The 24906-nt window shown below is 39.8% G+C and carries 35 protein-coding genes; 32 read left to right on the top strand and 3 right to left on the bottom strand.

Annotated elements, in window-relative coordinates; translation table 11 throughout:
- Positions 1 to 2 precede the first annotated feature (2 nt).
- From rplP to truA, 26 genes are all read left to right on the top strand, one after another.
- The gene (rplP, locus tag IGI38_RS20025) at positions 3 to 437 is read left to right on the top strand and encodes a 50S ribosomal protein L16 (RefSeq protein ID WP_010742757.1); all 435 of its coding nucleotides are present in this window, start codon (positions 3 to 5) and stop codon (positions 435 to 437) included.
- On the top strand, positions 427 to 618 hold the full coding sequence (gene rpmC, locus IGI38_RS20020; protein ID WP_438733649.1) for a 50S ribosomal protein L29: 192 nt from the start codon (positions 427 to 429) through the stop codon (positions 616 to 618). Before rplP ends, rpmC begins: the two co-directional genes overlap by 11 nt.
- Before the next feature lie 21 nt (positions 619 to 639).
- Positions 640 to 906, top strand: a complete 267-nt coding sequence (rpsQ, locus tag IGI38_RS20015; protein ID WP_010742759.1) for a 30S ribosomal protein S17 — start codon at positions 640 to 642, stop codon at positions 904 to 906.
- Between the two features lie 55 nt (positions 907 to 961).
- The gene (rplN, locus tag IGI38_RS20010) at positions 962 to 1330 is read left to right on the top strand and encodes a 50S ribosomal protein L14 (protein WP_010782054.1); all 369 of its coding nucleotides are present in this window, start codon (positions 962 to 964) and stop codon (positions 1328 to 1330) included.
- A 35-nt stretch (positions 1331 to 1365) separates the two neighbouring features.
- Complete coding sequence (rplX, locus tag IGI38_RS20005; protein WP_438733647.1) at positions 1366 to 1677, top strand: 50S ribosomal protein L24; 312 nt, start codon at positions 1366 to 1368, stop codon at positions 1675 to 1677.
- A gap of 26 nt (positions 1678 to 1703) precedes the next feature.
- Positions 1704 to 2243 (top strand): 50S ribosomal protein L5, encoded by a 540-nt coding sequence (gene rplE, locus IGI38_RS20000; RefSeq protein WP_438733645.1) that lies wholly within the window; start codon positions 1704 to 1706, stop codon positions 2241 to 2243.
- A 17-nt stretch (positions 2244 to 2260) separates the two neighbouring features.
- Positions 2261 to 2446, top strand: coding sequence for a type Z 30S ribosomal protein S14 (locus tag IGI38_RS19995; protein ID WP_028020384.1), 186 nt, complete (start codon positions 2261 to 2263; stop codon positions 2444 to 2446).
- Between the two features lie 32 nt (positions 2447 to 2478).
- On the top strand, positions 2479 to 2877 hold the full coding sequence (gene rpsH / locus IGI38_RS19990; RefSeq protein WP_010747206.1) for a 30S ribosomal protein S8: 399 nt from the start codon (positions 2479 to 2481) through the stop codon (positions 2875 to 2877).
- 31 nt (positions 2878 to 2908) lie between these two features.
- On the top strand, positions 2909 to 3445 hold the full coding sequence (rplF, locus tag IGI38_RS19985; RefSeq protein WP_438733644.1) for a 50S ribosomal protein L6: 537 nt from the start codon (positions 2909 to 2911) through the stop codon (positions 3443 to 3445).
- 52 nt (positions 3446 to 3497) lie between these two features.
- Positions 3498 to 3854: a 50S ribosomal protein L18 gene (gene rplR, locus IGI38_RS19980; protein WP_438733643.1), complete on the top strand. Its 357-nt coding sequence runs from the start codon at positions 3498 to 3500 to the stop codon at positions 3852 to 3854.
- Between the two features lie 20 nt (positions 3855 to 3874).
- On the top strand, positions 3875 to 4375 hold the full coding sequence (rpsE, locus tag IGI38_RS19975) for a 30S ribosomal protein S5 (protein ID WP_010747203.1): 501 nt from the start codon (positions 3875 to 3877) through the stop codon (positions 4373 to 4375).
- A gap of 14 nt (positions 4376 to 4389) precedes the next feature.
- Positions 4390 to 4569, top strand: a complete 180-nt coding sequence (rpmD, locus tag IGI38_RS19970; protein ID WP_010747202.1) for a 50S ribosomal protein L30 — start codon at positions 4390 to 4392, stop codon at positions 4567 to 4569.
- A gap of 39 nt (positions 4570 to 4608) precedes the next feature.
- The gene (gene rplO, locus IGI38_RS19965; protein ID WP_010742768.1) at positions 4609 to 5049 is read left to right on the top strand and encodes a 50S ribosomal protein L15; all 441 of its coding nucleotides are present in this window, start codon (positions 4609 to 4611) and stop codon (positions 5047 to 5049) included.
- Complete coding sequence (gene secY, locus IGI38_RS19960; protein ID WP_438733642.1) at positions 5049 to 6350, top strand: preprotein translocase subunit SecY; 1302 nt, start codon at positions 5049 to 5051, stop codon at positions 6348 to 6350. Before rplO ends, secY begins: the two co-directional genes overlap by 1 nt.
- Positions 6351 to 6411: 61 nt before the next feature.
- Positions 6412 to 7059 (top strand): adenylate kinase, encoded by a 648-nt coding sequence (locus IGI38_RS19955; RefSeq protein ID WP_438733640.1) that lies wholly within the window; start codon positions 6412 to 6414, stop codon positions 7057 to 7059.
- A 175-nt stretch (positions 7060 to 7234) separates the two neighbouring features.
- Complete coding sequence (gene infA / locus IGI38_RS19950) at positions 7235 to 7453, top strand: translation initiation factor IF-1 (RefSeq protein WP_010742771.1); 219 nt, start codon at positions 7235 to 7237, stop codon at positions 7451 to 7453.
- A gap of 33 nt (positions 7454 to 7486) precedes the next feature.
- A complete protein-coding gene (rpmJ, locus tag IGI38_RS19945; RefSeq protein WP_010742772.1) occupies positions 7487 to 7603 on the top strand; it encodes a 50S ribosomal protein L36 in 117 nt (38 codons plus the stop codon).
- 18 nt (positions 7604 to 7621) lie between these two features.
- Entirely contained in the window at positions 7622 to 7987 is a 366-nt protein-coding gene (gene rpsM, locus IGI38_RS19940) for a 30S ribosomal protein S13 (protein WP_010742773.1), read from the top strand.
- 24 nt (positions 7988 to 8011) lie between these two features.
- Positions 8012 to 8401: a 30S ribosomal protein S11 gene (gene rpsK / locus IGI38_RS19935; RefSeq protein ID WP_071857869.1), complete on the top strand. Its 390-nt coding sequence runs from the start codon at positions 8012 to 8014 to the stop codon at positions 8399 to 8401.
- Between the two features lie 79 nt (positions 8402 to 8480).
- Positions 8481 to 9419 carry a DNA-directed RNA polymerase subunit alpha gene (locus IGI38_RS19930; RefSeq protein ID WP_010747196.1) on the top strand — a complete coding sequence of 313 codons (939 nt, stop codon included), beginning with the start codon at positions 8481 to 8483 and terminating at the stop codon, positions 9417 to 9419.
- Between the two features lie 27 nt (positions 9420 to 9446).
- A complete protein-coding gene (gene rplQ / locus IGI38_RS19925; protein ID WP_438733638.1) occupies positions 9447 to 9827 on the top strand; it encodes a 50S ribosomal protein L17 in 381 nt (126 codons plus the stop codon).
- A gap of 253 nt (positions 9828 to 10080) precedes the next feature.
- Positions 10081 to 10917, top strand: a complete 837-nt coding sequence (locus tag IGI38_RS19920; RefSeq protein WP_438733637.1) for an energy-coupling factor ABC transporter ATP-binding protein — start codon at positions 10081 to 10083, stop codon at positions 10915 to 10917.
- On the top strand, positions 10893 to 11762 hold the full coding sequence (locus tag IGI38_RS19915; protein ID WP_438733636.1) for an energy-coupling factor ABC transporter ATP-binding protein: 870 nt from the start codon (positions 10893 to 10895) through the stop codon (positions 11760 to 11762). Before IGI38_RS19920 ends, IGI38_RS19915 begins: the two co-directional genes overlap by 25 nt.
- Entirely contained in the window at positions 11752 to 12549 is a 798-nt protein-coding gene (locus tag IGI38_RS19910; protein ID WP_438733635.1) for an energy-coupling factor transporter transmembrane component T family protein, read from the top strand. The genes IGI38_RS19915 and IGI38_RS19910 overlap by 11 nt, the downstream gene beginning before the upstream one ends.
- 138 nt (positions 12550 to 12687) lie before the next feature.
- Positions 12688 to 13260 carry a DUF6434 domain-containing protein gene (locus IGI38_RS19905; RefSeq protein WP_438733634.1) on the top strand — a complete coding sequence of 191 codons (573 nt, stop codon included), beginning with the start codon at positions 12688 to 12690 and terminating at the stop codon, positions 13258 to 13260.
- 103 nt (positions 13261 to 13363) lie between these two features.
- The gene (truA, locus tag IGI38_RS19900) at positions 13364 to 14110 is read left to right on the top strand and encodes a tRNA pseudouridine(38-40) synthase TruA (RefSeq protein WP_438733633.1); all 747 of its coding nucleotides are present in this window, start codon (positions 13364 to 13366) and stop codon (positions 14108 to 14110) included.
- A 140-nt stretch (positions 14111 to 14250) separates the two neighbouring features.
- Here the strand turns inward: truA and IGI38_RS19895 are convergent, their stop codons facing one another.
- Both IGI38_RS19895 and rpmB read right to left on the bottom strand, forming a co-directional pair.
- The gene (locus IGI38_RS19895) at positions 14251 to 16848 is read right to left on the bottom strand and encodes a YfhO family protein (RefSeq protein ID WP_438733631.1); all 2598 of its coding nucleotides are present in this window, start codon (positions 16846 to 16848) and stop codon (positions 14251 to 14253) included.
- A gap of 233 nt (positions 16849 to 17081) precedes the next feature.
- Positions 17082 to 17270, bottom strand: a complete 189-nt coding sequence (rpmB, locus tag IGI38_RS19890; protein ID WP_438733630.1) for a 50S ribosomal protein L28 — start codon at positions 17268 to 17270, stop codon at positions 17082 to 17084.
- Between the two features lie 323 nt (positions 17271 to 17593).
- On the opposite strand from rpmB, the gene IGI38_RS19885 reads away from it, so the two are divergent.
- From IGI38_RS19885 to acpP, 5 genes are all read left to right on the top strand, one after another.
- Positions 17594 to 17956: an Asp23/Gls24 family envelope stress response protein gene (locus IGI38_RS19885; protein ID WP_010742791.1), complete on the top strand. Its 363-nt coding sequence runs from the start codon at positions 17594 to 17596 to the stop codon at positions 17954 to 17956.
- 29 nt (positions 17957 to 17985) lie between these two features.
- Positions 17986 to 19668, top strand: coding sequence for a DAK2 domain-containing protein (locus tag IGI38_RS19880; RefSeq protein ID WP_438733629.1), 1683 nt, complete (start codon positions 17986 to 17988; stop codon positions 19666 to 19668).
- Positions 19669 to 19872: 204 nt separating this feature from the next.
- Positions 19873 to 21906: an ATP-dependent DNA helicase RecG gene (gene recG, locus IGI38_RS19875; RefSeq protein ID WP_438733627.1), complete on the top strand. Its 2034-nt coding sequence runs from the start codon at positions 19873 to 19875 to the stop codon at positions 21904 to 21906.
- A gap of 112 nt (positions 21907 to 22018) precedes the next feature.
- The gene (plsX, locus tag IGI38_RS19870; RefSeq protein WP_438733626.1) at positions 22019 to 23020 is read left to right on the top strand and encodes a phosphate acyltransferase PlsX; all 1002 of its coding nucleotides are present in this window, start codon (positions 22019 to 22021) and stop codon (positions 23018 to 23020) included.
- Positions 23021 to 23136: 116 nt separating this feature from the next.
- A complete protein-coding gene (gene acpP, locus IGI38_RS19865) occupies positions 23137 to 23382 on the top strand; it encodes an acyl carrier protein (RefSeq protein ID WP_438733624.1) in 246 nt (81 codons plus the stop codon).
- Between the two features lie 89 nt (positions 23383 to 23471).
- Here the strand turns inward: acpP and IGI38_RS19860 are convergent, their stop codons facing one another.
- Positions 23472 to 23975, bottom strand: a complete 504-nt coding sequence (locus IGI38_RS19860) for a cysteine hydrolase family protein (RefSeq protein WP_438733622.1) — start codon at positions 23973 to 23975, stop codon at positions 23472 to 23474.
- Between the two features lie 166 nt (positions 23976 to 24141).
- Here IGI38_RS19860 and rnc point away from each other — a divergent pair, with 166 nt between their 5' ends.
- The gene (rnc, locus tag IGI38_RS19855) at positions 24142 to 24837 is read left to right on the top strand and encodes a ribonuclease III (RefSeq protein WP_438733620.1); all 696 of its coding nucleotides are present in this window, start codon (positions 24142 to 24144) and stop codon (positions 24835 to 24837) included.
- Positions 24838 to 24906 lie beyond the last annotated feature (69 nt).

Here is a 24906-nt window from a genome sequence, read left to right as displayed (position 1 = left end):
TCATGTTAGTACCTAAACGTGTAAAACACCGTCGTGAATTTCGCGGTAAAATGCGTGGAGAAGCTAAAGGTGGTAAAGAAATCGCATTTGGTGAATTCGGCTTACAAGCTGTTGAATCGCACTGGATTACTAACCGCCAAATCGAAGCATCACGTATTGCTATGACTCGTTACATGAAACGTGGTGGGAAAGTATGGATTAAGATTTTCCCTCATAAATCCTATACATCAAAAGCCATCGGCGTACGTATGGGTAAAGGTAAAGGGGCTCCTGAAGGCTGGGTTTCACCAGTTAAACGCGGCAAGATCATGTTTGAAATCGCTGGCGTACCTGAAGAAGTTGCTCGTGAAGCATTACGTCTTGCTTCTCACAAATTACCAATGAAGACTAAGATCGTAAAACGTGAGGAAATGGGTGGTGAATCGAATGAAGGTTAAAGATATCAGAGAATTAACCACTGCCGAAATGCTAGATCAAGAAAAGCAATTAAAAGAAGAATTGTTCAATCTTAGATTTCAATTAGCAACAGGTCAATTAGAAAACACTGCACGTATTAAAGAAGTACGTAAATCGATTGCACGCATCAAAACTGTGTTGCGCGAACAAGCTGACAAATAGTGGAAGGAGGCCATTTCCAGTATGACTGAGGAAAGAAATCAACGTAAAGTTTATCAAGGACGTGTGGTATCTGACAAAATGGACAAAACGATCACTGTTGTCGTTGAGACCAAGAAGAACCATCCAATCTACGGTAAGCGTATGAAATATTCTAAAAAATACAAAGCTCACGATGAAAACAATGAAGCAAAAATTGGCGATATCGTGAAAATCATGGAAACTCGTCCATTATCAGCTACCAAACGTTTCCGTCTGGTTGAAATTGTTGAAAAAGCAGTGATTATCTAATCACACGAGATTTTCCTATATAGATGTTTTTTAAATCTGAAAGGAGGATACACAAGTGATCCAAGCAGAAAGCCGTTTAAAAATCGCTGACAATTCAGGCGCTCGTGAAATTTTAACTATTAAAGTTCTTGGCGGATCTGGTCGCAAAACTGCAAATATCGGTGATGTGATTGTTGCTACGGTTAAACAAGCAACGCCAGGTGGTGTTGTCAAAAAAGGTGAAGTCGTTAAAGCCGTTATCGTTCGAACTAAATCAGGCGCTCGTCGTACTGATGGTTCTTATATCAAATTTGATGAAAATGCAGCTGTTATCATTCGTGATGACAAGAGCCCAAGAGGAACACGTATCTTCGGACCTGTCGCTCGTGAACTACGCGAAGGCAACTTCATGAAGATCGTTTCATTGGCACCGGAAGTATTATAATCGAAAGATTCAACTAAAGGAGGTGCGCAACAGTAATGTTCGTTAAAAAAGGCGATAAAGTAAAAGTTATCTCTGGTAAAGACAGAAATAAAGAAGGCGTTGTATTAGAAGCCCTTCCTAAACAAGATAAAGTCGTTGTTGAAGGCGTCAATATCGTAAAAAAACATAAGAAAGCCTCACAAGAAGCCCCTCAAGGCGGAATCGTTGAGGTAGAAGCACCAATTCATGCTTCTAATGTTATGGTGATTGATCCTTCAAATGGAGAAGCGACACGCGTTGGCTATAAAATGGTTGACGGAAAGAAAGTCCGTGTTTCTAAAAAAACCGGCGAAACTTTAGATAAATAATTAAACAAGAAAGGAGGATCTTATAGATGAACCGCCTAAAAGAAAAATTTGTAAGTGAAATTACACCATCTTTGATGGAAAAATTTAATTATGATTCAGTTATGGAAGTTCCTAAAGTTGAGAAAATCGTTATCAACATGGGTGTTGGTGATGCGGTATCAAATGCGAAAAACTTAGACAAAGCAGTTGAAGAATTAGCCTTGATCTCTGGTCAAAAACCAATCATTACAAAAGCTAAAAAATCAATCGCTGGTTTCCGTTTACGTGAAGGAATGCCTATCGGTGCGAAAGTAACACTACGCGGAGAAAGAATGTATGAATTCTTAGACAAATTAGTGTCTGTATCACTTCCACGTGTACGTGACTTCCACGGAGTAAGCAAAAAATCCTTTGATGGCCGTGGTAACTTTACTTTGGGTGTTAAAGAACAATTGATCTTCCCTGAAGTAGATTATGATTTAGTTGATAAAGTCCGCGGTATGGATATCGTTGTTGTTACAACTGCTAATACTGACGAAGAATCTCGCGAATTATTAACACAACTTGGAATGCCATTCCAAAAATAATCAAGGAGGCGAAAAAATTGGCTAAAAAATCAATGATTGCTAAAAACAAACGGCCTGCAAAACATTCAACGCAAGAATACACTCGCTGCGAACGTTGCGGACGTCCACATTCAGTTTATCGTAAATTTCATCTTTGCCGTATTTGCTTCCGCGAACTTGCCTACAAAGGTCAAATTCCCGGCGTGAAGAAAGCTAGCTGGTAAAATAAACTCGCATAAAGGAGGTAAATAGTTCAATGGTCATGACAGATCCAATTGCAGATTTTCTAACTCGTATTCGTAACGCCAACATGGTAAAGCACGATTCAGTAGAAGTACCTGCTTCAAAAATCAAACGTGACATCGCTGAAATCTTGAAACGTGAAGGTTTCGTACGTGATGTTGAATATATCGAAGATGACAAACAAGGCATGATCCGTGTTTTCCTTAAATACGGTAAAAATGACGAACGTGTTATCACTAACTTGAAACGTATTTCTAAACCAGGCTTACGTGCTTATGTCAAAGCTGATGAAGTGCCAAAAGTATTAAATGGTTTAGGTATCGCAATCATCTCTACTTCTGAAGGTTTAGTAACCGATAAAGAAGCTAGAGGTAAAAACGTTGGCGGCGAAGTGCTAGCTTACGTTTGGTAAGATCAAACAATCCATGAGGAGGTGTCTTTAAGTGAGCCGTATTGGTAATAAATTAGTCGTTTTACCTGCTGGAGTTGAAGTAGCTCAAAACGGAAACGACATTACTGTTAAAGGACCTAAAGGTGAATTAACTCGTACTTTTTCTTCTGATATCAAAATGAGCATCGAAGGAAATGAAGTAACATTCACTCGTCCAAGCGACAGCAAAGAAATGAAAACAATTCACGGAACAACTCGTGCAAACTTCAATAACATGGTTGTTGGTGTTTCAGAAGGGTTCCAAAAAGCATTAGAATTAATCGGGGTTGGGTACCGTGCTCAATTGCAAGGTTCAAAACTTGTATTGAATGTTGGTTACTCACATCCAGTTGAAATCGTAGCTCCAGAAGGTGTTACAATCGAAGTTCCTGCTAACACTCAAGTAGTTGTTAAAGGATCAGACAAAGAAGTAGTAGGCGAATTAGCTGCGAAAATCCGCGGAACTCGTCCTCCAGAGCCTTATAAAGGCAAAGGTATCCGTTATGTTGGCGAATACGTACGTCGTAAAGAAGGTAAAACTGGTAAATAGTAGGTCAAACCTACACGCGGCTTAGGCCAGCTTAATTAAAGAGGTGACAATTGTGATTACAAAACCAGATAAGAATAAAACGCGCCAAAAGCGTCACATGCGTGTACGTAACAAAATCTCTGGTACTGCTGAGTGCCCACGCTTGAACGTTTTTCGTTCTAACAAAAACATCTACGCGCAAGTAATTGATGACGTAGCGGGTGTGACGCTAGCAAGTGCCTCTGCCTTGGATAAAGAAATTTCAGGTGGAACAAAAACTGAACAAGCACAATCTGTTGGGAAATTAGTAGCAGAACGTGCATCAGAAAAAGGTATTAAGAAAGTAGTCTTTGACCGTGGTGGATACCTTTACCATGGCCGTGTAGCAGCTTTAGCTGAAGCAGCTCGCGAAAATGGACTAGAATTTTAGGAGAAGGAGGAACACCATTCATGGTTTATATCGATCCAAAACATTTGGAATTAGAAGACCGCGTTGTAGCGATCAACCGTGTTACTAAAGTTGTTAAAGGTGGACGTCGTCTACGTTTCGCAGCACTAGTTGTTGTCGGTGACAAGAACGGTCACGTAGGCTTTGGTACAGGTAAAGCTCAAGAAGTACCTGAAGCAATTCGTAAAGCAATCGAAGATGCTAAGAAAAACCTAGTCGAAGTACCAATGGTAGGAACTACGCTTCCTCACGAAGTTATTGGTGTATTCGGCGGCGGACGTATCTTGATGAAACCAGCCGTTGAAGGTTCTGGAGTTGCCGCTGGTGGACCAGTTCGTGCCGTCTTGGAATTAGCTGGGGTTGCCGATGTAACTTCTAAATCTTTAGGTTCAAACACACCGATCAACGTTGTTCGCGCAACTGTTGAAGGTTTAACTCAATTAAAAAAAGCAGAAGAAGTGGCACAATTACGTGGCATCTCTGTTGAAAACTTAGCTAATTAAGGAGGACGAATGAAATGGCTGAATTAAAAATTACTTTAAAACGCAGTATTATCGGACGTCCTCAAAACCAACGTGACACTGTTAAAGCGTTGGGTCTTAAAAAAATGAATAGCACAGTTGTTAAACCTGCCAATGATGCAATCAAAGGTATGGTTAATACAGTGTCTCATTTAGTGGACGTAGAAGAAGTTTAGTAAATAATGATGATTAATATCTAAGGAGGTGCCAATATAATGAAACTTCATGAATTACAACCTGCCGAAGGTTCACGTAAAGTTCGCAACCGCGTTGGTCGTGGTACTTCATCAGGTAACGGAAAAACGTCTGGACGTGGACAAAAAGGTCAAAAGGCTCGTTCAGGTGGCGGTGTACGTTTAGGTTTTGAAGGTGGACAAACTCCTTTATTCCGTCGTTTACCAAAACGCGGATTTACTAACGTGAATCGTAAAGAATACGCTGTAATCAATTTAGATGTCTTAAATCGTTTTGAAGACGGAACTGAAGTGACGCCAGTTGCTTTAGTCGAAGCTGGAATCGTGAAAAATGAAAAAGCCGGAATCAAAGTTTTAGGAAACGGATCATTAGACAAAAAACTTACCGTTAAAGCAGCTAAATTCTCTAAACATGCTCAAGAAACAATTGAAGCTGCTGGTGGTTCAATCGAGGTGATTTAATGTTCAAACTTTTAAAGGATTCATTCAAAGTTAAGAACATCCGATCACGGATTCTATTCACCGTTCTATTGCTTTTAGTTTTTCGACTAGGTGCACAAATCACGGTGCCCGGAGTTGATGCACATGGTTTGCAAGGCTTGAGCGAAATGCCATTTTTCAGAATGTTGAACATGGTAAGTGGTTCAGCTATGCAAAACTTTTCAATCTTCTCTATGGGGGTTTCTCCTTATATCACTGCGTCAATTGTTATTCAATTGTTGCAGATGGACATCATCCCTAAATTTGTCGAATGGTCAAAACAAGGGGAAGTCGGTCGTAAAAAGTTAAATCAAGCAACGCGCTATTTGACTTTAGTCTTGGCTTTCATTCAGTCTGTAAGTATCACAGCTGGATTTGATTATTTTGCACAATTTGGATTTGTACCAAACCGTAACGTTCAAACATTTGTTACGATTGGTATTATTCTCACAGCGGGTACTATGTTTGTTACATGGTTAGGAGAACAGATTACTGAAAAAGGAATCGGTAACGGAGTATCGATGCTTATCTTTGCAGGGATCGTTTCACGATTACCGCAAAGTATCAAAGATATCTATGATGATTATTTCGTAAATATTGATTCTAGTGATCTCTGGAAATCCGTAATTTTTGTTGTGATTTTACTAATCGCTATTGTGTTGATTGTTGTTTTCGTAACATACTTCCAACAAGCGGAGAGAAAAATTCCAATTCAATATACGAAACAAGTCGTTGGTGCTCCAACAAGCAGTTATCTACCGTTAAAAGTAAATGCTGCCGGAGTTATCCCAGTTATCTTTGCCAGCTCTTTCATTGCCACACCCAATGCGGTGTTACAAGCATTAGCTAGCAAATATAGCGCGGAAGGCTGGTATGATGTTCTAACGAAATTATTCAGTTATAACACAGTTCCAGGTGCTGCGATTTATACTGTTCTGATTGTTGCCTTCACCTTCTTCTATGCATTTGTTCAGGTAAATCCTGAAAAATTAGCAGAGAACTTACAAAAGCAAGGAAGTTATATTCCTCGTGTAAGACCAGGTAAAGGAACGGAAGAATATGTTTCTGCAATTTTGATGCGTTTGAGTGTGGTCGGAGCTATATTCTTAGGTTTGATTGCCTTGATTCCAATTATCGCACAAATGGTTTGGAACTTACCTCAATCAATCGGTTTAGGTGGAACCAGTCTTTTGATCGTAGTTGGTGTTGCGCTAGAAACTGCAAAACAATTAGAAGGACTCATGTTGAAACGACGCTATGTCGGATTCATGGATGAAGAGTAGATTCGTGTGTTGAGGGTTTCCTCAACGCCGTTCTCGCTTCGAATATTTAGGAGGGAAAGCAATGAACCTGATCTTAATGGGACTGCCAGGGGCAGGAAAAGGAACACAAGCAGAAAGAATTGTTGCGACGTACAATATTCCGCATATCAGCACGGGGGATATGTTCCGAGAAGCAATCAAAAACGAGACAACACTCGGATTGAAAGCAAAATCTTACATGGATGCAGGGGATTTGGTCCCAGACGAAGTAACTAACGGTATCGTGAAGGAACGTTTAGCTCAAAAAGACACTGATAAAGGTTTTTTGTTAGATGGCTTCCCTCGTACTTTAGATCAAGCCAAAGCATTAGCTGAAATGTTAACGGACTTGAACAAAAAGATTGATGCTGTGATTGAAATTCAAGTAGCAGAAGAAGTGTTAGTTGAACGTTTGGCAGGACGCTTCATGTGCCGCAACTGCGGTGCGACTTATCATAAAGTCTTTAATCCTACAAAGGTAGAAGGTACTTGCGATCGCTGTGGTGGTCATGAGTTTTACCAGCGCGAAGACGATAAGCCAGAAACAGTTAAAAATCGTTTGTCTGTTAATATAAAAAACAGTGAACCGATTTTAGCTTACTATAATGAAGAAGGTCTGTTGTATCCAGTTGATGGAGATCGTGAAATTGATGCCGTATTTGCGGATGTAGAAAAGATTATCGAAAAATAATTTTGCCTGCCGACTTGAGATGCAGTTTATCTTGCCAAGTTCGATGTTTTATGATAGAATTTGTCAGTCCGACTTCTAGATTTTTTGGAAGTTAACTTTAGAATTAGGGTGGGAACTGCAGTTTCCGCCATTTTATCGTGTGAAAATGCGAAACAACTACAAGGAGGTACTCTGCGTGGCAAAAGAAGATATGATTGAAATCGAAGGAACAGTCGTCGAAACTTTGCCGAATGCAATGTTTAAAGTCGAATTGGAAAACGGACACGAAGTTCTTGCACACGTATCTGGTAAAATCCGGATGTATTATATTCGAATCTTGCCTGGAGATAAAGTTACAGTAGAACTTTCTCCATATGATTTGAGCCGTGGTCGCATTACCTATCGCTTTAAGTAAGTTGTACTCCGTAAAACTTCAGGAGGTATAATCATGAAAGTAAGACCATCAGTAAAACCAATGTGTGAACATTGTAAAGTAATTCGTCGTAATGGACGTGTTATGGTGATTTGCCCAGCAAACCCAAAACATAAACAACGTCAAGGATAATTGGAGGTGTAATTAAGTATGGCTCGTATTGCAGGAGTAGATATTCCTCGTGATAAACGCGTGGTAATTTCACTTACTTATATTTACGGTATTGGAAATACTACAGCGAAACAAGTTTTAGCCGATGCAGGCGTTTCTGAAGATGTTCGTGTACGCGATTTAACCAACGAACAAACAGACGCTATCCGTGCTGAAGTTGATAAATTAAAAGTTGAAGGCGATCTTCGTCGTGAAACTAACTTAAACATCAAACGTTTGATGGAAATCGGTTCTTACCGTGGAATCCGTCATCGTCGTGGCTTGCCTACACGTGGACAAAACACTAAAAATAATGCTCGTACTCGTAAAGGCCCAGCTCGCGCTATTGCCGGCAAGAAAAAATAATTAGTGAAGGAGGTATAAATCTTCATGGTAGCAAAGAAAGTCAATCGTAAACGTCGTGTGAAGAAGAATATTGAAACAGGTATTGCTCATATTCATTCGACTTTTAATAATACAATCATCATGATTACTGATGCAAGCGGTAATGCCCTTGCATGGTCATCTGCAGGTTCATTAGGCTTCAAAGGTAGCAAAAAATCTACACCTTTCGCTGCTCAAATGGCTGCTGAAACAGCAACAAAAGCTGCAATGGAACATGGATTGAAAAGTGTTGAAGTAACTGTTAAAGGACCTGGTTCTGGTCGTGAAGCAGCGATTCGTTCATTGCAAGCAACTGGTTTAGAAGTAACTGCAATTCGTGACGTGACTCCAGTACCTCATAATGGATGCCGCCCTCCAAAACGCCGTCGTGTTTAATGAGTGCCCAACTCTATGAGTTTTACAGGAACGTCATTGAACAAGACACTTTTCGTTTTGAAAGGGGTAAAAGACAAGAATGATTGAATTCGAAAAACCAAGAATCACAAAAATTGATGAAGACAGAGATTATGGCAAGTTCGTTGTTGAACCTTTGGAAAGAGGTTATGGAACTACTTTAGGTAATTCTCTACGTCGTATTCTACTTTCTTCTTTACCGGGCGCGGCTATTACTAATATTCAAATCGATGGAGTGTTACACGAATTTTCAACCATCAAAGGTGTAAGAGAAGACGTTGTACAAATCATCTTGAATATCAAAGGTTTAGCGTTGAAGTTATTCGCTGAAGAAGAAAAAACCCTTGAGATCGATATTACTGGACCAGCTACGGTAACTGCCGGCGATATTATCGTTGACAGCGACGTTGAAATCTTGAATAAAGATATGTACATTTGTACTGTTGCTGAAGGAGCGACATTCCATGCTCGCTTAACAGTAAAACCTGGTCGAGGCTATGTTCAAGCAGACGAAAATAAAAAGGAAGATATGCCTATTGGTGTCCTTCCGGTCGATTCTATCTATACACCAGTACGTAAAGTAAACTATCAAGTTGAAAATACACGTGTTGGTCGTCGTGATGACTTCGATAAATTAACGATGGAAATTTGGACTGACGGATCAATCATTGCTCAAGAAGCTTTGAGTCTTGCAGCGAAAATTCTAACTGAACATTTGGATATCTTCGTAAATCTTACTGATGAAGCGAAAAACGCTGAAATCATGGTTGAAAAAGAAGAGACTCAAAAAGAAAAAATGTTAGAAATGACCATCGAAGAACTAGACTTGTCTGTACGTTCGTACAATTGCTTGAAACGTGCCGGAATTAATACGGTTCAAGAATTAACGAATAAGTCTGAACCTGAAATGATTAAAGTACGTAATTTGGGCCGTAAATCACTTGAAGAAGTGAAGGCTAAATTACATGATCTTGGTTTAGGACTACGTAAAGACGATTAATATTGTTGACAAAGGAGGGAAACCTACGTGAGTTATCGTAAATTAGGACGCACATCTAGCCAACGTAAAGCGATGTTGCGTGACTTAACAACTGACTTAATTATCAACGAACGTATCGTTACGACTGAAGCTCGTGCGAAAGAAGTTCGTTCAACTGCTGAAAAGATGATTACTTTAGGAAAACGCGGGGATCTTCATGCACGTCGCCAAGCTGCTAGCTTTGTACGTAATGAAGTCGCTGAGGTTCGTGAAGAAAACGAAGCTGTTGTTGTTGAAACTGCATTGCAAAAATTATTCAACGATATCGCTCCTCGTTACACCGAACGTCAAGGTGGATACACTCGTATCTTAAAAACTGAACCTCGTCGTGGCGACAACGCCCCTATGGTCGTTTTAGAACTTGTATAATAGTCACTCTTCACTTTATAGATGATTCTTTTAGAGTGTTATGATGTTGGAGATTTTCTCCGAGTCTAGCTCAGCGCCGCTTCCCAGATTGTCTGGGAAGCCGGCACTCATCATAAAGTGTTTTTTTATACCCAAAAATGCTGTCAAGACAGATCGGTATACAAAAGCATTTTATTGAGTATCAAGGATTGATAAAATGGGGCTTTTTTGCTAGGCTTAGAACAGATTTGCAAAGAAGTGGAAAGGTGTAACCATGAAGCCAATTATAGAAATCAATCAAATTGAATTTAGCTATCAAGAAGAGACGGCACCTGCGCTAAAGGATGTCAGCTTTTCAATAAAAAAAGGTGAATGGATTGCGATTGTCGGACATAACGGTTCGGGAAAATCGACTTTGGCCAAAGCAATCAACGGTCTTCATTTACCACAAAAAGGAACAGTCACCGTTGGTGGTATGGAATTGTCTGAAGAGTCTGTCTGGGATATTCGACGAATGGTAGGGATGGTTTTTCAAAATCCAGATAATCAATTTGTCGGCGCGACAGTGGAAGATGATGTTGCTTTTGGGTTAGAGAACCAAGGAATCGAACGTAGTGAAATGCAGCGCCGTGTCCAAAATGCTTTGGAAAAAGTAAAAATGCAGGACTTCGCTACACGAGAACCAGCTCGATTATCTGGTGGACAAAAACAACGGGTAGCAATTGCTGGTGTTGTTGCTTTACGTCCGGAGATCATTATTTTGGATGAGGCTACTAGTATGTTAGATCCTGAAGGACGAGACGATGTTATTGCGACAATTCAAGAGATTAAAGAAGAAAGCGATCTGACTGTTATTTCGATTACTCATGATATCGATGAAGCAGCTAGTGCTAATCGGATTTTGGTGATGAGAGAAGGAGAACTTTATCAAGAAGGGACGCCTGAGGAGATTTTTTCTGCAGGGCCTGAATTAGTTTCTTTAGGATTGGATTTGCCGTTTCCTGAGAAGCTAAAATCCGCTCTGAAAACTCGTGGTGTGAATGTGCCGTCGGATTATTTAGATGAAGAAGGGATGATGGACTGGTTATGGACATCCGTTTTGAAAAAGTAAGTTACGTTTATCAACCCAATACTCCCTTTGAGCAACGAGCACTTTATGATATTGATCTCGATATTAAGGAAGGTTCGTATACGGCACTGGTGGGACATACAGGCAGTGGCAAGTCTACTTTGTTGCAACATTTGAATGCATTGTTAAAACCAACGGATGGACATGTAATAATTGGTGATCGAACGATTACACCAACTACGGATAACAAAAATTTGAAACCGGTTCGCAGAAAAGTTGGGATTGTCTTTCAATTTCCAGAGGCCCAGCTTTTTGAAGAAACTGTGGCAAAAGATATTGCTTTCGGACCAAAGAATTTTGGAGTCAGTGATGAGGAGGCATTAATTCTAGCTAAAGAAAACTTGCAGTTAGTAGGAATGGATGAAGAGTATCTGGAGCGTTCGCCATTTGAGCTTTCTGGGGGACAAATGCGCCGTGTTGCGATTGCGGGTGTCTTAGCAATGGAACCGGAAGTTTTAGTCTTAGATGAGCCTACAGCAGGATTAGATCCACTTGGGCGCAAAGAAATGATGGAAATGTTTTGGCGGTTGCATAAAGAAAAAAATATGACGATTGTTCTAGTGACTCATTTAATGGATGATGTGGCAAATTTCGCGGATTACGTTTATGTTTTAGAAAAAGGCCACGTGGTGAAGCATGGGGATCCTCAGACTGTATTTGCAGATGTTGCATGGCTGAAAGAGAAACAATTAGGTGTTCCACAAGCCAGCGCGTTTGCTGAAAAGATGCAAGCACGAGGGGCAGCTTTTGAAGAATTACCTTTAACGGAAAACGAGCTGGCAGACTGGATCGTAAAAAAAGCAGGAGGTCCTGCTCATGATGAATAAATTGATCTTTGGCCGTTATATTCCAGGCGATTCTCTGATTCATCGTTTGGACCCACGGGCTAAATTAGTAGCTAGTTTTTATTTTATCGGTATCATCTTTTTGGCGAATAATTGGCAAAGCTATTTATTTTTAGATGCTTTTACATTGTTTGCAGTATTTTTATCAAAAATAAATATGAACTTCTTCTTAAAAGGAGTCAGACCTCTGATTTGGCTGATCATCTTTACCGTAGCATTACAGATGTTGTTTACGCGTGGCGGTACCTTGTATTGGTCATGGGGCGTTTTCAGTCTTTCTTCTTATGGGATTCAAAATGGGTTGTTCATTTTCTGTCGTTTCGTGTTGATTATTTTTATGTCAACATTGTTGACTTTGACGACACCGCCATTGTCAATGTCTGACGCAATTGAATCTTTATTGAATCCGCTAAAAAAATTCCATTTGCCGGTGCACGAGGTTGCATTGATGTTGTCGATTGCATTACGTTTTGTACCGACCTTAATGGATGAGACGGAAAAGATTATGAACGCGCAGCGTGCGCGTGGGGTTGATTTTAATGATGGAAATCTGATCCAAAAGGTTAAAGCGATTGTACCGTTGCTGATTCCTTTATTTGTAAGTAGCTTCAATCGTGCAGAGGATTTAGCAACTGCGATGGAAGCTCGCGGATATCGTGGCGGTGAAGGGCGCAGTAAGTATCGTAAATTACAGTGGGCATCACGCGACACGATTGTTCTCGCAGTTTTTGCAATCGCAACGATTATTCTAATCTTTTTACGAAGTTAAGCTTGGAGAGATCCAAGCTTTTTTTGTCTGTGTCATCAAGAAATATAGGAAAAAGTCATTTGTGAATGTGGAAATAAAATTCTTTGCAGCATCTATCTTATGGTAGGATGGGTTGAGCAAATGAATGGAGGAGAAAGAATGGCTGAGAAGCGGCCGGAGTTGCATGTTGGGTTGAAACCAGAAATATTTCGTGAGTATTATTATTTAAAATCGGAGTTACAAGCTTTTTGTCAAAAACAGGGCTTGGCTATTTCAGGGAGTAAAGCATTATTGAATGAGCGAGTTGAACACTATTTGCGAACAGGAAAAAGTTTAGCGAATAAAACTAGTGGGAAAAAGAAATTACGTAATGAAGAGTTGAGTCAAGACAGTCTTATTGAAGAGAACATTGTTTTCTCGGAAGTCCATCGAGCTTTTTTTAAACAAGAATTGGGAGCGTCGTTTGTTTTTAAAGTTGCTTTTCAAAATTGGTTGAAAGAAAATGCTGGTAAAAGTTATCGTGAGGCGATTGAAATTTATCCAAAGATAGCGCTGAAAAAACCAGATAAAATTGATTCGCAGTTTGAATATAATACGTATATTCGTGATTTTTTTGCAGATAATCAAGGGCGATCATTGCCGGACGCGATTGAATGTTGGAAATACAAAAAATCATTATCAGGCAGCAATAAATATCAAGCGTCAGATTTACATGCGTTGGAATCTCTTTAAAAAGCTGTTATAATAACTCCGATTGAGATACTAGTATGACTGGGAAATATGAGTAACTTTTTTAGAAAAATTGATTCCTTAATATGAACAAAGGGGAAATATAATGGTTAGATATAAAGCAGTGATTGCTTATGATGGTACAAACTTTAATGGTTTTCAACGACAACCAAATGGTCGAACTGTACAGGAAGAGGTAGAAAAGACGCTGCAAAAAATGAACAATGGGTCTCCTGTTACGATTTTCTGCTCAGGAAGGACAGACGCAGGAGTCCATGCGATTGGTCAAGTGATTCATTTTGATTATCCGCAGGAAAGACCATTAGAACGGATGCGATTTGCATTAGATACTCAGACGCCAGATGATATCGCGGTTTCTTCTGTTGAAGTCGTGGATGATGCATTTCATGCGCGTTATCATGTCGTGGAGAAGACGTATCATTTTAAAGTTCAAATCGCGAAACCGAGAAGTCCATTTCGCCGGTATTATGCTGCCTACTATCCATATCCTTTGGACTTGGACTTAATCCGACGGGCGTTGCCGGATTTATTAGGGACACATGATTTCACTTCTTTTTGCGCAACTGGCGGGTCGATCGAGGATAAAGTTCGAACAATTTATCAAGCAGATCTTGAAGTAAATGAAGCAGGAACGGAATTGACTTTTATTTTTCGCGGAAATGGTTTTTTATATAAGATGATCCGAATTTTAGTAGGGACTTTATTAAAAGTTGGAAATGGCCGTATTCCTGCAGATAGTATGCCGATGATTATTGAGGCGAAAGATCGTAACGTTGCTGGACCAACGGCCCATCCAGAAGGATTATATCTCGCGGAAGTAAAATACGAATAAAAAAGTAATTGTGTTAAGGAATGCCGAGTGGCAACTCTTCATTTGTACCTATTGAACGCATACTATTCTAGTGATCGTGCTAAATTAAAACTATAAGTAATCAAAAAAGAAGCTCGCCAATTGTGGCGGCTTCTTTTTTATTAAGAATGTCGATGTGTGTGTTTCGATTTTAATATCCGCAGATAAAAAATGAACATCCCAATTGCGACCACGAAGGAGACAGCTCCTGCGATAAAACCTTTAGGTAGGTAACTAAAGGTTATTGTATGTTTGCCCTTGGGAACGTGAATGCTGACAAATGCATTCTGAAAAGCTTTTGTCTCAACTTTCTTGCCATCGATTTTGGCAGTCCAGCCTTCATCATAAGGAATTGTTGTAATCAGTGTTTGGGCTTCTTTAGCATTCACAGTTCCTTCGGCGCTGCGTTTACCAACTTTCATATCTACACTATTCTCTTTGATTTTATCGACTGCTAATTGATAGGCGACCGTATCTAAGGCGAGAACTTGCGGATTTTGGAAGCTGATCGATTTTGTTCCATAAAAGCTAGCAGTAAAGGTAACCATTGTTGCTTTTTGATAATACCCTAGATCATAATATTGTCCGCTGATTCCGATCTGGGCTTGGCGGGTCTGTCCATTTGCTGTGACAGTAGCCGTTGAACTTTCCAATTCAGCAAAATCGTATGGATAGAGACTTAAGTAAGCCTGTGTGTTTGCTGGAACCTGAACCTTCCAAGTGACATCTTTTGCGACGTTTCCTTGTTTTTCTGCAATCGTCATAATATTGCCAGCGTTGGTGACCGTGGCATTTTTTGTACTTACTTGTGTCATTGGCAAGAACTGATAATACTGGAACTGTTCTTGTGATAAGGCATTGAATAATTGTGTCTGTGTACCAAGGTTGTCGTTTGGCAAAGACTTTAATTTATCAATGCTTGTCGGTGCAGTAAAAGCTAACGGCAAAGCATACGTATTTTCAAACAGATTGTATTCGCCGACACTTTTAGTTTTAGTAAACCCATATTTGTTCAAATCTTTCGCCTTTGCGATGTTGTATTTGATTCCAGTAAATGCGTCGGCAAGCAAGGTGTTGTTTTGATAGCGGATGTTCAGACTCGTACCTCTCGAACGAAACCCTAATTGATCCATGTAACCGGACGAATGACGATTACGGATTGAAGAAAACATACTTACGCCGCTATAGCCATAATTAAAGGCGTCGTTGGATGAGACAGGATCGAGATTTTCCATTCGATAAAAATAATCATTATCATTTTTCGTTTCATCTACAAGAGCCTTGATCGATGGATAAGGCTCGGTATAGAGACTGCGGGAGGCATAATTCCAATCTTTCAAAATACCACGCACCATAAAGTCGCTATTGATAAACGCTTCCGTAGACATTAATAATAGAAGCAGGATGCTGAGGGCTTTCAATGGAATTTTATTAAAATGATGTGCTGTAAAAACTAAGGCATAGACAGCTAAGAAACCGATCGTGATATAAAGTGAAATGTTTTTTAGATAGTCATAATCCTTACCTTTCATTCCCCAGAAAATCGCGAAGGCAGCGATTAGCAATAGGAAGACGGCGACTAGCTGTAGGATAGTATCACGATCCAATTTCTCCCAACCCCATGCGGCTAGTGTGATCACTAGAAACGAAAGCAGGTAAGCATAGCGGAACAAGAACATATTTGGTGCATGCATCCCATGCCAGAATAAATTCAGTGGTTGAATATAGAAACTTGCGATCAAAATCGCGCCAATTAGCCCGAAGGCGAGTTTATTTTTCCAAGGAATTTTTTTACAAATGAAGAAAAATAGACATAACGCCAATGGCAAAAGGCCTATATAAATGAACGGAATCGACCCATATTTCGTGGTATCGTATGATCCAATCAAATTTTTTGCAATAAAATCCCACCAACTAGTTGCTTCTGTTTTGAAGGTAGAGATTTGTGTTAGTTCTTCACCATTTGTTCGTAAATCAAGAATTGACGGCAAAATTACGATCATTGAAGCAAAACCAGCTAATAATGAGGTAGCACCATAAGAAAGGATACTTTTTTTGTAGACCTTCCAATTGGTGACCAAACGAGCGATAAAATACAACACTGAAAAAATACCGATCATGAAGCCCATATAAAAACTAGTCAAAAACAACATTAAATAGGAAACAAAAAGTACGGTCGGCTTTTTCAAATCCATTATACGATTGATACCTAAAATGATTAAGGGCAGGTAAACAAACGCATCCAGCCACATGATAATCTCAGAATGAGCAATGGCAAAAGACATGAGCGCATAGGTTACACTAAGAGCTACTCGTGACCAATTGGGTAATTTAAAACTACCTTTGGCATAAAACCAAAACGCTAATCCCGCTGAGCCGATCTTAATTAATGTTAAAAAATACAGTGCGTCGGGCATCAACTGATTTGGGAAGAAAATGACCAATGGTGTAAAGAATCCTCCAAGATAATAGGAAACTAACGATAGATAATTCAATCCCATGGAGGCATTCCAATTATAAAAAAGGCCTTGTTTGCCTAAAAGCATATTACGAAAACTTGCATGGAAATTTGAAAATTGCGAAAAGGCATCACTAGCCAAGACACTACGGCTGGAACCTGGATAAATCCCAATCGTCAAATAAACGATCACCATGAGCAGCAGCGGCAGGAAAAAACTGGCCAATAAGTACCAACGATTTTCTTTAAGATAGTTTTTCATATAAAAATCACCAAACTTCTTTCAACAGACTATCCAAATTCTACCATAAATGCAGCAAAATATTGTGAAAGAGCTATGAAACTCAAGCAAAGATTTGGAAATTATGTCGAGGAGAATTTGTTTAAACCAAAAAAAAACGAGTCGATCAGTCGTCGACTCGCCTCTCTTTAATATAAAAGATAGATAAACAAAAAACCGTTCGTAATTGAACGGTTTGACTTAGTTGGATAATATTAAACGCGCTCAACTTTTCCAGATTTCAAAGCACGAGTTGAGACCCAAACTTTTTTAGGTTTTCCGTCAATTAACACGCGAACTTTTTGTAAATTAGGTTTTACAGTACGTTTCGTAGCGTTCAGAGCGTGAGAACGGTTATTTCCACTTCTTGTTTTACGACCAGTAAAATAGCAAACTTTTGCCATGTGATATTTCCTCCTTTTGCCTTGATATTGGAGCGCTTCTTTGGCTCATACTAAAATAAAATAGCACATATTAGTAATATTAGCAAGTGAATTTTTTTAGAAAGATTGACAATCTAAGGATTTGCAGGTAAATTATACTCTGTTAGCGTAAAATTTTTTTAACAAGAATTTTGATGTAAGAAAGTTGGCAGAAGATTGCGGCAAGCAGAGCGCGCCCTATCAGCAAATCGCAATGGAACTTTCTTTTATTTGTCATAGGGCTATGATAAACTATTGTAGTAGAAAAAATGGGCGAAAAGGCCTATTTAAGGAGGCTAACAACTATGGCTGTGAAAATCAATACACAGACTGGTATGATCGAAATTTCAAACGACGTCATCGCGACGGTTGTCGGCGGTGCGGTTACTGACGTGTTTGGTATCGTTGGTATGGCTAGTAAAAATCAAATCAAAGACAATATTACAGAAATTTTAAGAAAAGAAAATTATTCACGCGGCGTCGTTGTACGTCAAGAAGAGAACGGAATCGCAGTTGATGTTTATACGATCGTCAGCTATGGCACGAAGATCTCAGAAGTATCGCGCAATGTCCAAGAAAAAGTGAAATACAATTTGGAAACGATGCTTGGAGTTACAGCTAACTCAGTGAATGTTTATGTTCAAGGTGTACGTGTTCTGCCTGACTAAAGGCAGCGTTCTTAAGGAGGACTAAGTAAGTGAAGGTAACAGAAATCAGCGCGAGTCAATTCCAAGAAATGGTAGAGGCTGGCGCTAAACGTCTGCAAGTTAATGCAGAATATGTCAACTCATTAAATGTATTCCCAGTGCCGGATGGCGATACTGGGACCAATATGAACTTATCCATGACCAGTGGTGCGACTGCTGTTGTTAATTCCGCTTCAGAAAAAGTCGGTGAATTAGCGAATGTTTTAGCGAAAGGATTACTGATGGGAGCCCGAGGAAATTCTGGCGTTATCCTGTCACAATTATTCCGTGGCTTTTCTAAGTCTATTTTAGATGTAGATACGCTAAACGCAGAGGATCTAGCAAAAGCTTTGGTTCACGGGGTAGAGACGGCTTATAAAGCAGTGATGAAGCCCGTAGAAGGAACGATTTTGACTGTGGCGCGGGAATCAGCAAAAGCCGGTGAACGCAAAGCTAGACAAACGGATGATGTGATCGAAGTGATGACCGCTGTTGTTAAGTCTGGAAAAAAAGCATTGGATAAAACACCTGATATGCTACCAGTTTTAAAGGAAGTTGGCGTGGTTGATAGTGGAGGCCAAGGACTATTGTTCATTTATGAAGGCTTTTTAAATGCGCTAAACGGTGATTTCCAGGCAGATGATACGTATGAACCAAGTCCTGCTGAAATGGATGAAATGGTTAATGCAGAGCATCATCGCAGTATTCAAGGTCAATTAGCAACAGCCGATATCAAGTTCGGTTATTGTACAGAAATCATGGTTCGTCTAGGTGAAGGACCAACGGTTGACAGCAACTTTGATTATGACACATTCCGTAATTATTTAGATGGTATTGGTGATTCATTGTTAGTTGTTAACGATGATGAAATTGTCAAAGTGCATGTGCATACGGAACATCCAGGTGAAGTAATGAACTACGGACAAAAATTTGGCGCTTTGATTAAGGTCAAAGTTGATAATATGCGTCTTCAACATGAAACGATTTTGGAGCATGATGAAGAAGTAGCGGCTTTCGAAGCGGCTCCCGTTGAACATCAACCTTACGCAGTGATTGCGATCGCTGCCGGTGAAGGTGTTCAAGAATTATTCAAGAGTTTGGGTGTGGCTTACGTGATTAGCGGCGGTCAAACGATGAATCCAAGTACTGAAGACATTTTAAAAGCAATCAAAGAAGTCAATGCGGATCAAGTAATCGTTTTGCCAAATAATAAAAATATCTTTATGGCTGCTGATCAAGCAGCAGAGGTAGCAGACATACCTGTAGCAGTTGTACCTAGTAAAACGGTCTCTCAAGGGATGACAGCGATGTTGGCCTTCAATGGTGATCAAAGCTTAGAGGATAACAAAACAGCGATGACTGAAATGCTTGAATCTGTAGTCAGTGGTCAAATCACCAATGCGATTCGCGATACAGCAATCGATGGTGTTGAAATTCATGAAGGTGACTACTTGGGGATGATTGATGGTAAAATTATTCTTTCTGAAGCAGACAAATACCAAGCAGCTTTAGATACGTTGAACAAAATGATTAGTGAAGATATTGAAATCATCACGATTATTGTTGGCGAAGAAGGCACACAAACAGAAGCTGAAAAATTAAGCGAAGCAATCGAAGCAAGCTATCCAGACTTAGAGGTTGAGATTCACGAAGGAAAACAACCAGTCTATCCATACTTGCTTTCAGCAGAATAATACGTAAAAGTCGGAGGAGCGAGCCAAGAATATCTGGCGCGCTCCTGTTTTTGTCAGACCGGCTTTGAGCTCCCATATATGAAACGAAAAGAACTGTTTTTTTTGGTTTTTGAAAAAAGAATGCCCTTTAGAACAAACTGGCTGTTAGTCAACAAGAGTTAGACATCTGAAAAACGTATCTTATTAATAGAAAGGAGGCCATTTATGGCGATTCAAGAATCTGTCTCCGTATTGCCGGGTGTAGGACCAAAGCGCGCACAAACGTTAACTGAGTTAGGGATTGTAACGATCGAAGATTTGTTAAGTTATTATCCATTTCGTTATGAAGATATTCAAGAAAAAAATCTATTAGAGATCAATGACCAAGAGAAAGTCACATTAAAAGGTGTGATCGTTTCAGCACCAGTGGTCAGCCGTTTTGGTTATAAAAAAAGCCGGTTGCAGTTTCGAATGATGCAAGATCATGCGGTCTTTATGGTCTCCTTCTTCAATCAACCTTATTTAAAAGATAAGGTTGAAGTCGGCGAAGAACTAGCCGTTTATGGAAAATGGGATGCCAAACGTAAATCGTTGACTGGGATGAAAATCTTAGGCGGGAAACAAACGGAAGAGTATGCACCGATTTATCATGTAACTAAAGCGATTCGGCAGAGTACTTTAATTGATTTGATCAAAGTTGCATTTGAAAAATTTGGTGATCAGGTAACTGAAAATTTACCTGACTATCTACTGGATAAATATCGATTAATGCCAAGAAAGCAAGCGATGCGAGCGATGCATTTTCCTAAAAATCCAACTGAGAGCCAACAAGCTAAACGACGAGTGGTTTTTGAAGAATTTTTCCTATTCCAAATGCGAATGCAGGGATTGAAGAAAAGTGAACGCAGTGAGAAAAATGGTATTGCGATTCGCTACGATGTGGAACGTCTGAAGCAATTTACTCAAAAGCTGCCTTTCGAATTGACGGACGCTCAGAAAAGAGTCACCAACGAAATTTGCTATGACTTGCGGAGTAAAAAACACATGCAGCGTTTGCTGCAAGGGGATGTCGGAAGCGGAAAGACGGTCGTTGCAGCAATCGCGCTCTATGCAACAATGACAGCGGGTTTTCAAGGTGCCTTGATGGTACCAACAGAAATATTGGCGCAGCAGCATTTAGAAAGTTTGAATCAATTATTTGATCCGTTAGAATTGACGATAGCATTATTAACTGGTTCCACTAAGACTAAAGAGCGTCGTGCAATTTTGGCCGGTCTGCAAAATGGTGAAATCGATGTAGTGATTGGGACACACGCGCTGATTCAAGATGATGTACAGTTTGGTAATCTTGGGTTAGTCATTACTGATGAACAACATCGGTTCGGTGTGAATCAACGAAGAGTTCTGCGAGAAAAAGGGTTGCATCCAGATGTTCTATTTATGACAGCAACGCCGATCCCGAGAACATTGGCGATTACGGCATATGGTGAGATGGATGTCTCTGTTATTGATCAAATGCCGGCGGGGCGAATTCCAGTTAAAACGAGTTGGATCAAGCCGAAACAATTGGAGCATACGTTAGATTGGGCAAAACAAGAATTACAGGCCGGTCATCAGCTGTATGTGATTTGTCCGTTGATTGAAGAGTCTGAAGCATTAGATGTGAAAAATGCAACTGAGATTTATGAGCACTTGAAGGAGTATTATGCACCAACTTATCAGGTTAATCTTTTGCATGGAAAAATGAAGAATACTGAAAAAGATGCGATCATGGAAGAATTCAAGGACAATCAAAGTCAGATTTTGGTCTCCACCACAGTTATTGAAGTTGGCGTCAACGTACCAAATGCGACAGTGATGTTTATCATGGATGCGGATCGGTTTGGTTTGGCACAGCTCCACCAATTGCGTGGGCGAGTCGGCCGTGGTTCGGATGCTTCTTATTGTATTCTAGTTGCCAGCCCGAAAAATGAAATGGGTAAAGAGCGCATGAAGATCATGACTGAAACGAATAATGGTTTTGTCTTGAGTGAAAAGGATTTGGAATTACGCGGGCCAGGTGAAGTCTTTGGGTTCCGTCAATCCGGATTGCCGCAATTTTTGATTGCTGATCTTGTAAATGACGCGAATGTATTGGAAGTAGCGCGAGACGAAGCAAATCAGATTTGGCAAATCGATAATTGGCGCGAGCAACCAGCTTTCGAGCCTTTAGCGAAGACCCTAAAACCCACCGAAACTGGTGAAACATACTTCGACTAGTGTGATATACTGTAGAAAATCAAAGGCTGCCAGCCCCATTATTGATGACTCGCATTAAGCCGAGCCCTCTAATGGAAGAATACATTGGGAATAAAAAGGAGAGATTTTTTTCATGAAAATTGCTGTAGATGCAATGGGCGGCGATTTCGCACCGCAAGCTATTGTAGAGGGCGTGATGCTCGCACAAAAAAAACATCCAGAGATCGAGTTTCAATTATATGGAAAAGAAGACGCAATTCGTCAATATATCACTAACGAAAAAAACATCACAATCATCCACACGGATGAAAAGATAAATAGTGATGATGAACCCGTTAAAGCGATTCGCCGTAAAAAAACGGCATCGATGGTTTTAGCTGCTCAAGCAGTCAAAGAAGGTAAGGCGGATGCCATTTTTTCAGCAGGGAATACTGGGGCTCTATTAGCAGCAGGCTTATTCGTAGTTGGTCGTATTAAGGGTATCGAGCGTCCCGGGTTGATGTCGACATTACCTGTATTGAACGGGGATCAAGGTTTTGATATGTTAGACCTTGGAGCTAACGCAGAAAATAAGGCAGAACATCTTCATCAATACGCTGTTTTAGGTTCTTTCTATGCGAAACGTGTACGGGGAATCACGACGCCTCGTGTGGGTCTGCTAAACAATGGAACAGAGGAAACCAAGGGTAGCGAATTGACGAAAGAAGCATTCAAATTATTGCAAGCTGAGGAAAGTATCAATTTTGTTGGGAATGTGGAAGCACGGGAACTTCTAAACGGTGTAGCTGACGTCGTTGTTACTGATGGATTTACTGGGAATGCTGTTTTAAAAACGATCGAAGGAACTGCGATGGGATTAATGAGCTTACTAAAAGGTAGTATCAATGATGCAGGTGTCAAAGGGAAACTCGGCGCCGCGATGTTGAAGGATACATTATACGGACTAAAAGATAAGCTGGATTATTCCTCTCACGGCGGTGCGGTATTATTTGGTCTAAAGGCACCAGTCATTAAAACACATGGGTCGACAGGGCCAGAAGCGGTAGCCAATACCATCGATCAAATCCATACGATGTTAGAGACGAATGTTGTCGGTGAATTGGTCCAGTTTTTCGAAACTCCTAAAGATGAATAAGCGTCAGTGAATTTCTGAAAAAAGGTAGACAAAGCTGTCAAACATCAGTAAAATGAACTGTGACCTTCTGGTAAAACATAGACGAATATTAGTTGATCAGGTGGAGGTGAATGTTGTTGACTCGTGAAGAAGTATTTAGCCAAGTTGCTGAAATAATTTCAAACCACTTTGAAATCGATAAAGATAAAGTGACCCTTGAATTGAGTATCAAAGACGACTTAAATGCAGATTCAATCAGTATCATGGAATTTGTTTTAGAATTAGAAGATGAATTCGGAACAGAAATTTCTGATGAAGATGCAGAAAAAATTGAAACTGTTGGAGCTGCAGTTGATTACATTATGGAAAACAACCAAGCTTAACAAAAAAATGGTGCGCCAGTTTTTACTGGCGCACTTTTTATTTGTTTAATACTTTGAAGATAAACTTCGTCGTTGAGGACGGAGTTTTTTTATTGGATCAAATCCAAAAAACGTCTATTCCAGATGTTTTCGTAAAAGGTAATAGTATCTGACGCTGAAAGAAAATCGTTGTCGTAAGTTGTCGAAGCATTTTTCAGCATCGTTAATTGGTAACCTAGGCCATGTGCGAATTTTATAGTGGCATCAATACAATATTGTGTTTGAGCACCGCAAATTTCCAAGCTGATGATTTGTTGTTGCTGTAAAATTTTCTGTAAGTCAGTATGATAAAAAGAATTGGCATGAGTTTTTTGAACGATCGTATCGTTTTCTTTCCGATCCAATTTTTCTATGATTTCCCATGCAGCTGTATTTGGAACTAGGTCTTCATCAGAATGTTGGATAAAAATAATTGGTTTTACTTGTTCACGATAGAGTTGAATACGATGGTTAATCTCTATAACCAAATCAGTAAAATGATCGATCAATTTATCATCGAAGCAGACACCTTTTTGTAAATCAATAATCAATAGTGCATCAGAAAGTTTCTCCATTAAAGTTCCTCCGCTCTTTTTTTCTACTTTAACATTTTCTCAAGGAGACAGGAAAAGTTCGATAAATTTTTTGAAAATTTCCTACGATCACGACTTCTGATTTAAAATTCGTGGAAAAAACAGTATAATAAAGCGTGATGGAAATCTCAAAAAAAGGAATGAGCCCATGGATACACAGTTGATCAATGAATTGAAAGAAAACTACGGCATCGTCTTTCACGATGTGAACCTATTGGAACAGGCGTTTACCCACTCTTCATATGTGAATGAACACCGTAATATGAATATTTCAGATAATGAACGGTTAGAATTTTTAGGGGACGCTGTCTTAGAAATTCAAGTATCGGACTATTTGTATCACCATTATCCAAACTTGCCAGAAGGACGTTTGACGCGTTTGCGTTCAGCAATTGTAAGAGAAGAAAGTTTATCAAAATTTGCGAAAGAATGTCATTTTGATCATTATATTATGTTGGGTAAGGGCGAAGAGAATTCCGGCGGACGCGATCGTGCCGCACTTTTATGTGACTTATTCGAAGCTTTTTTAGGCGCTTTATATTTAGATCAAGGGTATGATGTTGCGCTTCGCTTTATCCGAACAGTCGTATTTCCGAAGATTGAAGCGGGTGTCTTCACACGCGAAATGGATCATAAAACACGATTGCAAGAGGTTTTACAAAAAAGCGGAGATGTAACGATCGACTATCGTTTAGTAAATGAAGAAGGACCTGCTCACGAACGAATTTTTACGATTGATGTTTACGCGGATAATCAATTGATCGGCTCAGGTCAAGGTAAATCTAAGAAATTGGCGGAACAAGATGCAGCAGAAAAGGCACTAGCAAAAATTACTGCAAAGTAAGTCTGTTTTCCTAAGTATGATAAGTAGTTGTGGAAAGGGACTTTTCTTGTAAGTATTACCTTATGTCCG

The sequence above is a fragment of the Enterococcus sp. AZ128 genome (assembly GCF_051714485.1).
Lineage (GTDB): Bacteria > Bacillota > Bacilli > Lactobacillales > Enterococcaceae > Enterococcus_A.
The sequence above is the reverse complement of the archived record's forward strand: the minus strand, read 5'-3'. Positions and strand labels throughout refer to the sequence as shown.